The organism is Sulfitobacter sp. UBA1132 (assembly GCF_002311545.1).
Lineage (GTDB): Bacteria > Pseudomonadota > Alphaproteobacteria > Rhodobacterales > Rhodobacteraceae > Sulfitobacter > Sulfitobacter pontiacus.
The window spans coordinates 38,375-52,539 of sequence record NZ_DCAN01000020.1 but is presented as its reverse complement, the minus strand read 5'-3'; the positions used below and the strand labels follow the sequence as shown (position 1 = coordinate 52,539).

11 protein-coding genes are annotated in these 14,165 nt (G+C 61.6%); 4 read left to right on the top strand and 7 right to left on the bottom strand.

The annotated features are described in order from the left end of the window. Positions 1–2 precede the first annotated feature (2 nt). On the bottom strand, positions 3–869 hold the full coding sequence (locus B4F27_RS16270) for a bile acid:sodium symporter family protein (protein WP_286760162.1): 867 nt from the start codon (positions 867–869) through the stop codon (positions 3–5). Positions 870–1,085: 216 nt separating this feature from the next. Here B4F27_RS16270 and B4F27_RS16265 point away from each other — a divergent pair, with 216 nt between their 5' ends. After that, positions 1,086–2,621 carry an AMP-binding protein gene (locus B4F27_RS16265; RefSeq protein ID WP_037941397.1) on the top strand — a complete coding sequence of 512 codons (1,536 nt, stop codon included), beginning with the start codon at positions 1,086–1,088 and terminating at the stop codon, positions 2,619–2,621. Between the two features lie 123 nt (positions 2,622–2,744). Continuing rightward, positions 2,745–3,392: an NAD(P)H-dependent oxidoreductase gene (locus B4F27_RS16260; protein ID WP_286698230.1), complete on the top strand. Its 648-nt coding sequence runs from the start codon at positions 2,745–2,747 to the stop codon at positions 3,390–3,392. A 93-nt stretch (positions 3,393–3,485) separates the two neighbouring features. On the opposite strand, the gene B4F27_RS16255 is transcribed toward B4F27_RS16260, so the two are convergent. The 6 genes from B4F27_RS16255 to B4F27_RS16230 form a co-directional block, all read right to left on the bottom strand. After that, on the bottom strand, positions 3,486–6,566 hold the full coding sequence (locus B4F27_RS16255) for an efflux RND transporter permease subunit (protein WP_286760161.1): 3,081 nt from the start codon (positions 6,564–6,566) through the stop codon (positions 3,486–3,488). Continuing rightward, positions 6,563–7,693 carry an efflux RND transporter periplasmic adaptor subunit gene (locus B4F27_RS16250; protein WP_286760160.1) on the bottom strand — a complete coding sequence of 377 codons (1,131 nt, stop codon included), beginning with the start codon at positions 7,691–7,693 and terminating at the stop codon, positions 6,563–6,565. Before B4F27_RS16250 ends, B4F27_RS16255 begins: the two co-directional genes overlap by 4 nt. 110 nt (positions 7,694–7,803) lie before the next feature. Then, a complete protein-coding gene (locus tag B4F27_RS16245; RefSeq protein ID WP_074637128.1) occupies positions 7,804–8,709 on the bottom strand; it encodes a cation transporter in 906 nt (301 codons plus the stop codon). Next, positions 8,706–9,143 (bottom strand): enoyl-CoA hydratase, encoded by a 438-nt coding sequence (locus B4F27_RS16240; RefSeq protein ID WP_074637129.1) that lies wholly within the window; start codon positions 9,141–9,143, stop codon positions 8,706–8,708. The genes B4F27_RS16245 and B4F27_RS16240 overlap by 4 nt, the downstream gene beginning before the upstream one ends. Positions 9,144–9,247: 104 nt before the next feature. Then, entirely contained in the window at positions 9,248–10,024 is a 777-nt protein-coding gene (locus B4F27_RS16235) for an enoyl-CoA hydratase-related protein (RefSeq protein WP_286760159.1), read from the bottom strand. 109 nt (positions 10,025–10,133) lie between these two features. Then, entirely contained in the window at positions 10,134–11,012 is an 879-nt protein-coding gene (locus B4F27_RS16230) for a glycosyltransferase family 2 protein (RefSeq protein ID WP_286760158.1), read from the bottom strand. A 170-nt stretch (positions 11,013–11,182) separates the two neighbouring features. Here B4F27_RS16230 and B4F27_RS16225 point away from each other — a divergent pair, with 170 nt between their 5' ends. Both B4F27_RS16225 and B4F27_RS16220 read left to right on the top strand, forming a co-directional pair. Then, positions 11,183–11,932: a helix-turn-helix transcriptional regulator gene (locus B4F27_RS16225; RefSeq protein WP_286760157.1), complete on the top strand. Its 750-nt coding sequence runs from the start codon at positions 11,183–11,185 to the stop codon at positions 11,930–11,932. Between the two features lie 397 nt (positions 11,933–12,329). Then, positions 12,330–14,102, top strand: coding sequence for a Hint domain-containing protein (locus tag B4F27_RS16220; RefSeq protein ID WP_286760156.1), 1,773 nt, complete (start codon positions 12,330–12,332; stop codon positions 14,100–14,102). The last annotated feature ends 63 nt before the right edge of the window (positions 14,103–14,165 follow it).

Genomic DNA, 14,165 nt, shown 5'->3' with positions numbered 1-14,165 from the left:
CCTTACGCTGTGCCGATGCGGCGGTATTTCAAAACGACGGGCAGGATGATCAGATACATCAGGATACCGTAAACAGCCGACGGCAGCGCATAGGCGGTGAACCCACCCTCGCCGCCGACAATGATCGCGGCAACGGCGATCCCCAGGGTACTGTTCTGCACCCCCGTCTCGACCGAGATGGTCTTGGCCTCGGTCACCGACCGGCCAAGCAGCCGCGGCACGACAAAGCCGATGGTGGTCAGCGCGGCCAGCAAGACCAGCAGCGCGGGCCCAATCACCACGATATTTTCCACAAACAGCGCCCAATTCGCCGCCAACGCCGCCAGCACGATCACCGCAAACAGGATCGTCGCCACCGCACTCAGCTTAGGCTCCGCCCGGGCCATCGCGGCAGGGGCCATCGCCCGCGCGCCCAAGCCAAGCGTGACAGGCACCACCGTCAGGGCAAACATGGTGACCGCGGTTTTGGTGATGTCGATCTCGGGCGCGGCATCGCCCATGAAATATCCCATCGACAGGCCCAAAATCAGCGGCACGGTCACCACACTGGCAAGGCTGATCACCGCCGTCAGCGACACCGACAGCGCCACATCCCCTTTCGCCAGCTTCGAGATCACATTGCTGGTCACCCCACCGGGGCAGGCCGCCAAGATCATGAAGCCCACGGCCATTTCCGCGCGGATGCCGAAGGCCAGCACACAGATAAAGGTCACGAGCGGCAGCAGGATGCTTTGGTTCAGCGCCCCGATGAAAAACGCAAGCGGCCGTTGCCCGACACGGGCGAAATCCGCAGGTGTCAGCCCGACACCCAAGGTAAACATGATAAACGCCAAGCCAAGCGGCAAGACGACCGAAATCAGTACATCCACGATTATCCCTCCCAAGACATCTGTGAAAAACAGAATATATTTCCGGTATAGCCGTCAAGTGCCGATTCACCTAAGAGAAATCCGCTCTGCCGTAACGTCGCCCACGGGCCCCCGATGGACCCTTACCCAAAGTAAGGTTACCTTAGCGTAAGGGAACGAAACAACCTGCGCGCCCGAAGGTGGCGGGCGGGCATTGGCACGAAGGGAGTACATTTAATGTCGGATACGGTGATTGCGGATTTTGATCGCAAGCTTGCACGAGAGGCGTTTGAACAGCGCGCGGCGCAGGGTGCTGCGGCGCTGACGCGTCTGGGGGCGGGCGCGGATGTGCCTGTGGCGCTGATCATGCGCAACGATCTGACCCAGCTTGAGGTCATGCGCGCTGCGGCCATGGCCGGCACGGTCATCGTCGCGCAGAACTGGCACGCCGCCGCAGAAGAGGCCGGCGCCATTTGTGACGACAGCGGCGCACAGTTCGTGATCATCCACCGTGACCTGATCGACGCGCTGCGCCCCGCCCTCGAAGGGCGCACGGTCATCGCGGTCACCCCTGATACCGCGCTGCGTCAAGCCTATGGCATTGATGACGCCGCCGCAAAGACCGACCCCGAGACACCGGAATGGTCCGCGCTGGTAGATGCCGCCGACCCCATCACCCCGCGCGAGATGATGCGCCCGCTGATGCGCTATACCTCGGGCTCGACCGGCAAGCCGAAGGGCGTGCGGCGTTTGGGGGGCGGGCCCAAGCGCGATTTTGAAGAGGTGCTTTCGCGCGTAGGCACCGAGATGTTGCAGCTCAAACCCGGCTCGCGGTTCTTTACGGCCGCGCCCATCTATCACTCGGCACCGTCAACGCTGACCTCTGCCGCGCTGGTCACCCCGGGCGTATCGACCTTTGTCGCGCCCAAGTTCGACCCGGAAAGCTTCCTTGCCACGATCGAGGCTCAGCGCATCACTCATATCTATCTGGTCCCCACCATGATGAGCCGGATGCTGAAGCTCCCCCAAGAGGTGAAGGCGAAATATGACCTGTCCTCGGTGGAATTCTGCGTCTCGACGGGGTCACCCTGGCCACATGACCTGAAAGTAGCGATGATCGACTGGTGGGGGCCGGTGTTCTGGGAAAGCTACGGCGCGACAGAGATCGGGTTTATGACGATGGTATCCTCGGCAGATGCTTTGGCACGGCCCGGTACCGCAGGGCGGATGCAGATGGGCGGCACGCTGATGATCCTTGACCCCGATGGGAACGAGCTGCCCGCCGGTCAGGTGGGCGAGATTTATGCCCGCATGGATGCCTTCGGCGGGTTCGACTATTCCAACGATCCCGAAAGCCGCGCCTCGGCTGAAAAGCACGGGCATTTCTCTGTCGGGGATCTGGGATCGGTGGATGAGGACGGGTTCCTGTTCATCACGGATCGCAAGAAAGACATGATCATATCGGGCGGGGCCAATATCTTTCCCGCCGAGATCGAGGCGGTGCTGATGCGCGCGCCTTTCATCCGCGATGTCGCCGTCTTTGGCGCCCCTGACCCCGAATTTGGCGAACAGATCGTCGCGGCGGTTGAACTGGCCGATGGGCATAGCGCCGACAAACAGAAGGTGCTGGATTTCCTTGACGGCAAACTGGCCCGTTTCAAAGCGCCACGGATTGTCGATTTCCACGAGGCCCTGCCCCGCGAAGACAGCGGCAAGATCTTCAAACCCCGCCTGCGCGCGCCCTACTGGGACGGGGCGGGCCGGTCGATCTGACCCTGACCTGACGCCCCAACACCAACAGGGACCGGTGCGAAGTGCGCCGGTCTCCTTGTGTTGGGGCGCGGGGATTCCTACATCGCGCCGGTACACACGCCGCCCCGAGGGGCCAAAAACAGGATGATCACGATGACCAGCACCCTATTAGAGCAGTTGAACTGGCGCTATGCGACCAAGAAGATGGACCCGTCCAAGAAAGTCCCTCAGGACAAAGTCGACACCATCGTCGAAGCCATCCGCATGACCCCCACCTCAAGCGGCACCCAGCCCTTCGAGCTGCTGGTCGTGACCAACCCCGACAAGCTGGCGCAGATCCAGAAAGCCGCCAGCGACCAGACCCAGATCACCGAAGGGTCACATCTGCTGGTGTTCGCGGCGTGGGATAACTACACCAAAGACCGCATAGACGCGGTCACCGATCTGAATGTCGAAGCCCGTGGCGACCTGCCCTTGCTCAGCGCCTATTACGAGAACCTGAAAAACAACTACCTGCCCCGCGATGCCGAGGTAAACTACGCCCATGCCGCGCGTCAGGCCTATATCGCGCTTGGGGTGGCACTGGTTGCCGCCGCTGAACAAGAGGTCGACAGCACCCCGATGGAGGGTTTCGACCCAGCGAAGGTAGACGAGATTCTGGGCCTTAAAGAGCGCGGCCTGCGGTCGGTGATCCTGCTGCCTCTGGGCTACCGCGATGCGGAATCCGACTGGCTGGCCCCGATGAAAAAAGTACGCAAGTCGGCGGAAACGCTGGTCACCCATATCGACTGATTGTTGCGGGGCGAAGGGGCGAACACCCTTTTCGCACCGCCAGAAGCAGACCAACGCGGGGCCGGTTCTTTGCGACCGGCCCCGCGGTTTTCGTCAGACCGCCGCCTCGCGGGTCAGACGTTTTGACGCCATCCCCGGCTCTGCCCCCCAGACCGCCACATAGCGGTAGAACACCGGCGTGAGGAATAGGGTGAAGATGGTGGCAAAGCCAAGCCCGCCCACGATCACCCAGCCCACGGCGATGCGCGCTTCGGCCCCCGCGCCCGAGGTCAGGATCAACGGCAAGCCACCAAAGACGGTCGACACCATCGTCATCATCACCGGGCGGATCCGCAGACGCAGCGCGTCACGGATGGCGCTGTCGATATCCTGCCCCGCCTCACGCAACTGGTTGGCAAATTCGACGATCAGGATACCGTTCTTCGCCATCACCCCGATCAGCATCACCAGCCCGATCTGACTGTAGTAGTTCAACGATCCACCGCTAAGCGAGATCGCGAACAGCGCCGCCGCCAGACCAAAGGGCACGGTCAGCATGATGACGACAGCACTGGCGATGCTTTCGAACTGCGCGGCCAGCACAAGGAAGACCACCACCAACGCGACGCCGAACACCATATACATCTCTGTCTGGCTGTCGCTCAGTGTCGCCGCCTCGCCGGTAAAGATGATCCCCATCCCGTCGGGCAGCACGCTGTCGGCAATCGCCGTCAGACGGGTCATCGCGACGCTAAGATCGATACCGTCGTTCAGGTTCGCCTGCGCCGACACCGCCAGCGACCCGCCCTGCCGTTCCAGCGTGGATTGGCTGACCACGGGCACCAGCTCTGCCGCCGCGGACAGGGGCACATAGGCACCGCCCGGCAACTGCAGCTGGATGTTATCAAGATCAGACGGGTCATCGATCGGTGGGCCACCCGGCACGACATTCACATCCGTCTCGATCTCGTCCGCAAAGACGGTGACGGCGACCTTGCCTTGGGTCATTGCGCCGATGGTCTGGGTGATCTCGGCCTCTGTCAGGCCAAAGACGCTTGCCATTTCGGGATCAACGCGGACCTCGTATTGCGCCTGCACTGCGTCGTTGGAAAGTTGCGGGTTCAAAAACGCCTCATCCTGCGCCATCGCCGCGACCAAAGCCTCGGTTGCCGTGGTCATCGCCGCGATGTCCTTGCCCGTCACCGCGAATTGCAAGCCCTGCCCGCCGCCCCGGATATTGAGGCTGTTGGTTCCCCGCGCAGAGGCCTGAACGCCGGGCACCCGCGCCAGCTTGCCGCTGATCTCGGCGACCAGTGCGGATTGGCTGCGGTCGCGATTGCTCCAGTCATCGAGCCGCACGATGATGAAGGCGCTGGTGCCACCGCCGACGCCAACGATGCTTTGAACCGAAGTAACCTCGCCACTTTCCTGATAGGGGGTCAGGATCTCTTCGATCTGATCAACCTGGGTATCAAGGTAGTCGATCGTGGTATCGGACGCACCGCGCGCCTGTACCAGAAAGAACCCGCGATCCTCGTCGGGCGTGATGGCAGAGGGCAAAGTGCCCGCCGCCCCCGCCGCCACGATCACAAAGGCCCCCGCCGCCCCCAGCACCACCAACGGCATGCGGATGGCTTTGTCCATCACCGTGTCAAACATCCGCCCGGCCCAGCCTTGCGGCTTTGCCGTTGCCTCGAGCGCGGATTTCCCCGGATCAAGAAAGGCCGCCAGAACCGGTGCCAGCGTCAGCGCGGTGATGGACGACAGCGTGACAGCAAAGGCCAGCACAAAGCCGAATTCGCTGAACACCCCACCGGCCTGACCGGGCAGGAAAGAGATCGGGATAAACACCGCCGCCAGCGTCGCGGTGGTAGAGATGACGGCAAAGAACACCTCGTTCGTGCCCGCCGCAGCGGCAGCAAAGGCCCCCATCCCCTGTTTACGTTTGCGCACGATATTCTCGATCACGACAATCGCGTCATCCACCACCATCCCCGTCGCCAGCACCAGTGCCAGCAGGCTGATGGTATTGACCGAAAACCCGGTCAGCCAGATCGCGGCAACCGTGCCCACCAGCGACACCGGAATGGTCACCGCCGGGATCATCACCGCACGGGGGGAGCGTAGAAAGGCAAAGATCACCACAACCACAATCCCCGTCGCCAAAGCGATGGATTTCATCACCTCGGTCAAGGATCCCCTGATGAATGTCCCGTCGTCAGAGGTCACGAAAAGCCGAACGCCGTCGGGCAGCGCCGATTGCAGATCAGTCACCGCAACGGCCACATCTTGCGAGATCGACAGCGTGTTGCCCACGGATTGCCGCGTGATGTCCATGCCCACGGCGGTTTGCCCGTTCACGCGGGTTAGCACGGCGTCCTCTTCCGGCAGCAGCCGCACGAACGCCACATCGGAAACGCGCGTATTCGCATCAATCGGGATCTGGCCCACGGTATCAACAGTGACATTCGCGTTGCCGACCCGCAGCGCCAAGGTTTGCGCATCTGAATCGAGCGATCCCAGCGGCGTGTCATCGCGCAGCGCTGCCAGCGCGTCAGAGACATCGAACAGGGTCATCCCCCGACTAAGCAGCGCGGGCATATCCAGCGTCACGCGGAACTCGTTAGGTTGTTCGCCGCGCAGGGTGACCTCTGCAATGCCGTCAATGGTGGACAGCCGGTCATAGACGACGCCCTCGGCCAGCTCGGTCAACGCATCAAGACTCGCGTCGCCCATCAGCGCCAGCCGGATGATCGCATCCGCGTTGCTGTCGCTTTTGGTCACGGTCGGATCATCCTCGATATCATCGGGCAGGTCACGCAACGTGGACGAAACGATCTCGCGCGCCTCATTTGCCGCGACATCGACATCGGTGCCTTCGGACAGATCAATGGTGATCCGGCTCGACCCCGTGGTCGAGGTGGATTCCATATAAGATAACCCCTCAAGCGCGCTCAGGGCATCCTCAAGCACCTGCGTCACCTCGCGGTCGACGGTGGCGGGCACCGCGCCTTCATAGGTGGTGCGCACGGATAAAACCGGCTGGTCAACGTCGGGCATTTCCCGCACGTCGACAGCCACAAGCGCCGCCAGACCTGCGATCAGGATCAGCAGGTTGATGACGATCCCGAAAATCGGCCGCGAGACGAATAGATCGGCGAGCCCGCCACGGGGCTTTGCAGGGGTATCGCTCATGACGGTGCCTTTTCAGTCTCGGCACCGACCGCGGTGATTTTCGCCCCGTCCCGCAGTTTTTGCGCGCCTTCGGTCACGACCATTGCGCCATCGGCGATGTCGGCCTCGACCCAGACGAATTCGTTTTTACGGTAAAGGATCGTGATCGGCACCCGCACCGCCGTCCCGCCGTCATCGACCCAGACCGCAGGCCCCATGCGCGACCACGTCACCGCGGTCGATGGCAAGACCGGCAGCGGTTCGCTTTCATGCAGCAGGCGCACCGCAAAGGTCATGCCCGGCCAGAGGATGCGTTCCGCATTGTCGATCTTGGCCTTCACCGTGACCGAGCGCGTGACCGCATCGATCCGGCTGTCGAATGACAGGATCTCTCCGGTGATCGACCGACCGACAAAGGCAGAGGTAGAGACCAGCACCTCATGCGCCTGCCCCAGCATGCCAATGGCGCGTTCGGGCAGTTCGAATTCGACCACCAGCGTTTCGGTCTGGTCAATCGTTGCAATCACGTCATTCGCGCCAAGGATATCGCCGACCTCAACCTCGCTAAGCCCCAGACGCCCCGAGATGGGCGCGCGGATCGTGCGGTCTTCCAGCGCGACTTCGGCCAGACCCACTTCGGCATCGGCCAGTTGCTGCGCCACCCGCGCCTCTGACTGTGCGACATCGGTAATGGTAGAATTGCCACCGGCCCGCAGCCGGTCATAGCGGTCGACCGTATCGGTCGCCTGCTGCAGATTGGCGCGCGCGATTTCAAGGTTCAGCTCTTGGGTCCGCGCATCCAACCGCACAAGGACCTCGCCCTGTTCAACCTCGCGGTTCGCGGTCAGCCGGGTTTCGACCACTGTACCGGCGGTTTCAGTCACCACATCCGCACTGCGCAAAGAGGATGCTGTGCCGGTCGCGTATAAAGTCACCTCGTAGGGGCGTTGTTCCAGCGCGGTCGTCACCACCGACGTCGCCCCCCGTGCACGCCCGGCCCCAGGGGGGCCACCTGCAGGGCGCCCGCCCGACGCGGACTGAGGCTGCGCCGCCTCGCTTGTGGCATCCGTGCCGGGCAGGCCAAAGGTGATGGCATAAGCCCCGAACAAAAGCCCGACGGCCACCAGCAAACTCACAAATTTCCGCATTATTCCAACTATCCAGATCAGGTCATTAAGCGATTTAACGCACGGTCTGAAAATTCCGTCGCTGAAAACGCGAATAAATGTAGAAAAAAATCCAACGGTCCCGGGGCAGCCTAGTTTTCGGGCTTCACGCTCAGGGTGACCACGCGCCAGGCGTCATCCTCGCCAACCAGCTCTTTCGCGCGCGTCGCATCGGGCAGCAATTCGTCGTCGTCGCCGATCACAACGTGCAGATAGCGTCCGGCCTCGCGCAGCTTGACGACGGGCGCGCCGTCCATGCCTTTCTGAACACGATCCGCCAGATCTTGACGCTCGGCAGAGCCAAGCTTGCGCGGCGCACCGTCCAACAGCTCCGCGACCGAGATACGCAGATTGCGCCCACCGTCTTTCAGCACGTCCAACCCGATCAACCCCGCAGCCACGGCATCGGCCCACCAGAACCCCATCGAGATACCGATGATGCCCAGAATACCCGCAACGCCGGTCTTCCAGTCTGCGGCGTTCATGTCAGCATCCGCATGCAACACCTTGTCCTGAATGTCGGGCGCGATGGCCAGCTTCCTGCGCCCCAAGATCACTGGCGGGATGATCGAATAGACCAATGCCGCCACCATCAACCAGCCCATCCAGATCTCGGTGCCAAACAGTTCGATACTGCCGATGGTGGGATGTTCCTGCCGCACCAACGTGACCACCGCGTCATACACCAGATAACCGCCCATCAAGGTCAGCGCCGCCGCCGAGAGGGCAAAGGCCAGGGTGCCAATGCGGTGCAGGCCAAAGGGATACTTCGGGCTTGGCGGCATCCGTTCAAGCCGCGCGGCGATCAGGAACAGGATCGGCGGCAACAGCGATAACGTGTCTTCGATCCACGCCGCCTGCATCGCCTGACTTGATCCCATGACCAGAAACATCACGAAAATGATCGTGACCAGCCAGAACAGCGTCCACCATTCCAGCCGACGCGCTTTCGCGATTTTGTCGGCGATCTCTTGCGGCAGCGGGGGGTAGCGGTTCATTCCTGCGCCTCCCGCGTCAGCGGACGCAGCGCCATATTGGACCGCATGAGAAACCGGTTCTCGCCGCGCCGCAACAGCAAGACCCGTTCGGGACGGTCGGCCCCGACGGTCACATATCCGATGGGGTTGGTCATGCCCGTATGCTCTGTCAGCGGTGAATCTTTCGGTATCCCGCCCGCCAGCAGATGCAGATCACCCCCCTCAAGCGCGTCAAGCATCTGGTGCGGGTTCTCGCGATGCCATTCGATTTGCGCGTCCAGCGCCGCGGCGATCAACGTTACCGCCTGCAGGTCTTGATCCGGCAAAGGATCTTGCAACGCGCCGACCTTCAGCACGGCACCTTGCACGGTATCAGTGGTGTTTTCGGGGTCTTTCGGTAACTGGCAGGCAGCCAGAACGACCAAAAGAGCAGCGGCGATGAGGTGGCGGTACATGATCAAAACCCTTCAGGGCGACAACTGCACAGATCATGATTTCGTTCCCGCGGGACCGACACCCGCAGGAACCAGAGGGGGTCACAGCCCCCTTCGACAACAGATCACCCGTTAAAACGGGGTGCCCGTTTTTCGAGGAACGCGGCCACGCCCTCTTTGAAGTCGGGAGTATTCCCCGCTTCTTTCTGCCACTTGCGCTCGTTAGCCAATGCGGTGTCAAAATCAGTGTCGGCGGCGCTCCACGCGGCTTTGCGGATCAAGGCAAGGCTGCGCACCGGCCCGTTCGCCAGTTTGGTCGCGATCTCAAGCGCGGTGGCGTCAACCGCGTCATTCTCGACCAGCCGCGTCACCAGCCCCCAGTCAAACGCCGTCGGCGCGGGAATTTTCTCGGCCAGCAGCATCATCTCCATCGCGCGCACGCGGCCCACGGCGCGTGTCAGCAACCACGTCGCCCCGCCATCGGGGATCAGCCCGATCCGCGCAAAGGCCTCAAGGAAATAGGCATCACGACCGGCGACAATCACATCACAGGCCAGCGCAATCGACGCGCCCACACCCGCGACCGCCCCCTGCACGGCAGAGACCACGGGCACCGGCAGATCGCGAAGCGTCATCATCAACGGGTTGTAGGCATTTTCAAGCGCGGCACCCGCGTCGAGCTCTTTGCCACTTTCAATCGTCCCCTGCTTGAGGTTCGCCCCCGCAGAGAACGCGCGCGGCGACCCCGCCAAGACAATCGCCCGCGCTGTCTGTGCTTCGTGTTGCAGCAGGTCACGCAGTTCTAGCGCCATCGCAGAGGTCAGCGCGTTCATCGTCTCGGCATCATCAAGCCGCAGCACTGTCACCGGCCCGTGCCGTTCGACCTTGATCTTGTCCGTCATCCTGCTCTCCTCCCACGCATTCTACGGTCTGTGTCGGGGTATCCCACCACGCGAACAGGGCATGGTAAAGGCGCCATCACCGGAACCCGCAGCGTCGAAGGGTCACTGATCAGGTATCGCCAAACGTCGCGGCGACCCACTCCGGCAAGGTCACCCGCTGCTCGAACACTGTCGATTTCGCCCGCAGCACGTTTTCTTTGGTGTCGCGCACCGGATCCGCGCTGATCGTGGCATAGGCGTGATCGCGCGCGACCTCCCATGTCTCGTCGCGAAATCCCGCCAATCGGGCATAGAACCGTGCCGCCGTCTGGTCCGCCTCTTTCCACGCGGCACCGGGCAAGCCGCGCCCCGGCATGTTCCCCACATCGACCCGATGCTGGTTTGCCGTCTCTAACGCGTCGATATTAGCGTATTTCAGGTGCATCAAATAGACACCGCGCGGCAGGTCAAACACCGCCGTTTCAATGCGCTTGGGCCCGACCCATATGCCGTGGCGCCACAGGCCCGTGCCGCGTTTGGTCACCCAAGCCTTGCTGTAGTGCCCCGAGAACACCGCCGTGCGCCGATGGCCAAGAGCCATTTGCCCCGCCGCGAGCACATCATCCTCCAAGGTCTCTGCCACATTGAGACCAAGCGCGAACATCGACTTTGCCGATGCCGTCTCTAACACCGCGTGCAGTGACGTATATAGTGCGGGATCATAGCAGATCAGCTCGTCCGCATCGGTGCGGATCACCCAGTCGAAAGACACAGCCAGCCCATCGGCAAAACTGTTCAACACCTGCCCGCGTCGCCGGTCGAACCCTTCCAGCGTTTCGCGGGGCACGGTGATCACGGTCGCACGCGGGCAAAGGCTGGCGATCCTGGCGTCGGCCCCGTGGGCGACAATATAGAGGTTATCAAACCCCAGCATACGCCCGTAATGCGCGTACCACTGTGACAGCGCCCAGTAGTCTTTGTAAACCATTGTGATCGCGCAAATATTCATGGTGTCCTTTTACGCGCTTTGCGATTTTCCGAACAGGGTATTTTGTGATGCACCGGCCTGACGCCTTCGAATTCCCTTGCGCAGAAGAGTGAACGCCTTGTTCCAGCCATATTTTATGTTGCCTTTTGGCGACACCGTTGCCATTATGTTGCTCAGGCCGGGGGGCGAACATGTCATTGGAAAAGCTGATCGATTTGGCAGGTGCCGCGAAAGCGGGCACGGGCGATGTTGCGTTTTGGGACAGCTGCACCCAAACCTTCGCTGATCTGGGCATCACCGGCATCGGCTATGGCATCATCCCTTACGCCAGTGACGCGACCGTGCGCGGGTTTACCCAAGCCGGTTTCTTTCGCCACACCTACCCCCAAGACTGGGTCACCGCGGTCGAGGAACAGGCGCTGGTTGATGACGACATCTCGGTCGAACTAATCGCCAATGGCACGAAAGAGGTGCTATGGAATGACGCCAGCCTGCTGGACCACGCGACCGAGCCACAACAGATGCAATCCGAGCTGGAGAATGACATCGGCATGCAGTTCGGTGCGTCTTTCGCGCTGAACCGCACGCCCGCGGGTCAGGCCATCTCCGGCATCGGTCTTTGGGTGAGCGAGACACGCAGCGACCGCGAATTCGATCTTTACTGGCAAGAGCATCGCAGCGCGTTACGACGTTTGTCCTTTGCGATGGATGAAGGCATCCGCCGCGATCACATGAGCGTGCTGGTCAACCTCACCCCGCGCGAGCGTGACTGCCTCAGCTATCTTGCCATCGGTCTGCGCCCGGCCGAGATCTGCTGGACCCTCAAGATCAGCGAAAAAACCTTCGAGAAACACATCAAGGGCGCGAAAGAAAAGCTGCGGGCCAGCACACGCGATCATGCGGTCGCCAAATCACTGGTTTTAGGGCTAATCCAACCGTAGATGGGGGTTTTCCCCCGCTTGATCTACCCTTGGGTTACTGGCAGGTAGGGCGCATAGAACGGCATCACGATTTTCTCCAAGCAGGCCGGTGAGATAGGGCATATTCACGCTGCCTTTTCTCGTCATACTGGCATTGCTTCGCAAGTAATTCTTAGACCAAAGCGCGGGGTGGCAGTAATGCCGCCCCCATTTTGTATTCACTGGTCGTAAAACGTGAACCACCACGCCGCCCACAACTGACGCGAGAGGGTCGCCACGTCAACTTATCACAAAGCCGTCAAATCCGTTGCCACACGCGAAGACCGCGATAAAAAGACCACCAGTTTTTTACGATTTGCGAAACCTTTGCCGACTTCGGACCGTGGTTTCTTGCAGAAATCACGCGGAGCAGACGACAATGGCAGCGATCAACGGCACGACGGGCACAGATACCCTTCAAGGGACGGCAGAAGACGATCGGATTGATGCCGGCGCAGGGGACGACCGCGTGTCCGGCGAAGGCGGCGACGATCGGATCGACGGTGGCGCGGGCGATGACCTGCTGTATGGCGATGCAGGCGTCGGTACGGCACCGGGCAACGACGCTTCGCCTATCAACCTGTCATCGGGCAATGCATACCGAGGCACCGAAAACAACGCCGAGCCGGGCGATTCTGCGATCTACCTAAATGTCGCCACGCTAGAAGACGGTCGGTCGGTTGTTGGCCGACTCGTACTGGTCAGCACAACAAACGACGATATGCCAATCGACCTTACAGGCGGCAACGGTTCCGAAATACTGCTTAATTCAGGTCGCGGTGGTAGCTCACGCTTCGAGGGTGAAACAGCAACGTTTAGGCTCGAATTTTACGATCGCGAAACACTCCAGCCTATCGCCCTGAACGCGACAGCAACCTTCAACGATCTGGATCGCAACTCCCCCGGCGATCAGGAATCTGTGACGCTGGACACCAACAGCTTCACCTCCTTCGCGACCAGCGATGACACGTCGTTGAATGTCACCAATGCCGATGGCACCGTGACCGCGGCGGGGACCGAGGCGAACTCCCCCGACGATCAGGATGCGTGGTTCTCGGGCCAGTTCGAGAACCGCGAGTTCATCGAGTTCACGCTTGAAACCCGTTCCACACAGTCGGGCTTCACCCTCTCTGGCGACCTGATTGACGACGCCGTTGTGACCCCGATCGAAGCGGGCAATGACACCATTCTGGGCGGCGAGGGCGACGACACGATCTTTGGTCAGGGCGGAAACGACAGCCTTGACGGTGGCGAAGGCGACGATCAGATCGAAGGCGGCGACGGGCAGGATACCATCACCTCGGGCGGCGGCGATGACCGCGCCGAAGGTGGGCAAGGCTCCGACCTGTTCAACTTTACCTCGGGCGGTGATCACACCATCGTAGGCGGCGAAGATGCCGACGGAACAGATGTCGACGTTCTGAACCTCAGCGGGCTGGATCGGTCGCAGTACACGCTGACCAAAACGGGCCCTGAATCCGGCACCATCGAATTCCGCGATGCGGACGGCAATGTGACCGGCACCACAACCTATTCCGAAATCGAAGAGGTTGTGATCTGCTTTACCCCCGGCACCACCATTGCCACGCGGCGCGGCGAGATCCCGGTGCAGCAGATCAAGGTCGGCGATCTGGTCGTCACCCGTGACAACGGCCTGCAGCCGGTCCGCTGGGTGGGTCGCCGCAATCTGGGGCGCGACAACCTGCTGCGCACCCCCGGCTTCAACCCCGTTCGGATCAAGGCCGGTGCCTTTGGCGAAGGCGTGCCGCAGCGCGATATGATGGTCAGCCCGAACCACCGCATGCTTGTCGCCTCCGAGACGGCCGAGGTGATGTTCAGCGAACGCGAAGTTCTGGTTGCGGCGAAACATCTGGTCGGGCTCGACGGGGTCGACACTGTCACGCCGGACAAGGTCAGCTACATCCACATGCTGTTTGACAACCACGAAGTCGTGTTTGCGGACGGGACATGGGCCGAAAGCTTCCAGCCGGGGGCACATTCGATGGCCGGCATCCAGTCCGAACAGCGCAGCGAAATCCTGTCGCTGTTCCCCGAACTCGATGCGGCTGACGGCATGTCCAACTTTGTCGCTGCCCGGCGGTCCCTGCGCGCGCATGAGGCGCAGTTGCTGGTATCCGCCAGCGCCGCGTAAGCTGCGCAATCCGGCGCAAGTAACGAAAAGGCAGCCCTTTAACAGGCTGCCTTTTTTGCGTGG